General features: G+C 49.4%; 1 pseudogene. It reads left to right on the forward strand.

The features are described from left to right. A pseudogene (locus tag V7K89_RS15005) lies at nucleotides 1-1,169 on the forward strand (hypothetical protein); the annotation flags it as partial.

Raw genomic sequence — 1,169 nt, forward strand, 5'->3', positions numbered from 1 at the left:
CCAGAAACCCTCGCTGCTGCCAAAGAAATTCAGAATGAGGAGTACCGCGCCGATGCTTTAAGTGCCTTAGCACAGAAACTGCCACCAGAGTTGTTCCCAGAAACCCTCGCTGCTGCCAAAGAAATTCAGTCTGATAAGCATTGCGCCAATGCTTTGATTGCCTTAGCACAGAAACTGCCACCAGAGTTGTTACCAGAAGCCCTCGCTGCTGCCAAAGAAATTCAGTCTGATAAGCATCGCGCCGATGCTTTAAGTGCCTTAGCACAGAAACTGCCACCAGAGTTGTTCCCAGAAACCCTCGCTGCTACCAAAGAAATTCAGAATGAGGAGTACCGCGCCAATGCTTTGAGTGCCTTAGCACAGAAACTGCCACCAGAGTTGTTACCAGAAGCCCTCGCTGCTGCCAAAGAAATTCAGTCTGATAAGCATCGCGCCAATGCTTTGATTGCCTTAGCACAGAAACTGCCACCAGAGTTGTTGCCAGAAGCCCTTGCTGCTGCCAGGGATATTCAGAATGAGGAGTACCGCGCCGATGCTTTAAGTGCCTTAGCACAGAAACTGCCAGAGTTGTTGCCAGAAACCCTCGTTGCTGTCAGGGAGATTCAGTCAAAGTATTATCGTGCCAATGCTTTGAGTGCCTTAGCACAGAAACTGCCACCAGAGTTGTTACCAGAAGCTCTTGCTGTCGTCAGGGAGATTCAGGATGAGGAGTATCGTGCCAATGCTTTGAGTGCCTTAGCTGACAAACTGCCAGAGTTGTTGCCAGAAACTCTTGCTGCCGTCAGGGAAATTCAGGATGAGAAGTATCGTGCCAATGCTTTGATTGCCTTAGCTGACAAACTGCCAGAGTTGTTGCCAGAAGCTCTCGCTGCTGTCAGGGGAATTCAGTCTGATAAGCATCGCGCCAATGCTTTGATTGCTTTAGCTGACAAACTGCCAGAGTTGTTGCCAGAAACCCTCGCTGCTGTCAGCAAGATTCAGGATGAGTATGGCAATCGCGCTAATGCTTTGAGTGCCTTAGCACAGAAACTGCCACCAGAGTTATTGCCAGAAGCTCTTGCTGTTGTCAGGGAGATTCAGTCTGATAAGCATCGCGCCAATGCTTTGATTGCTTTAGCTGACAAACTGCCAGAGTTGTTGCCAGAAACCCTCGCTGCTGTCAGCAAGAT

It is taken from the genome of Nostoc sp., from assembly GCF_036917515.1.
Classification (GTDB): Bacteria; Cyanobacteriota; Cyanobacteriia; order Cyanobacteriales; family Nostocaceae; genus Nostoc.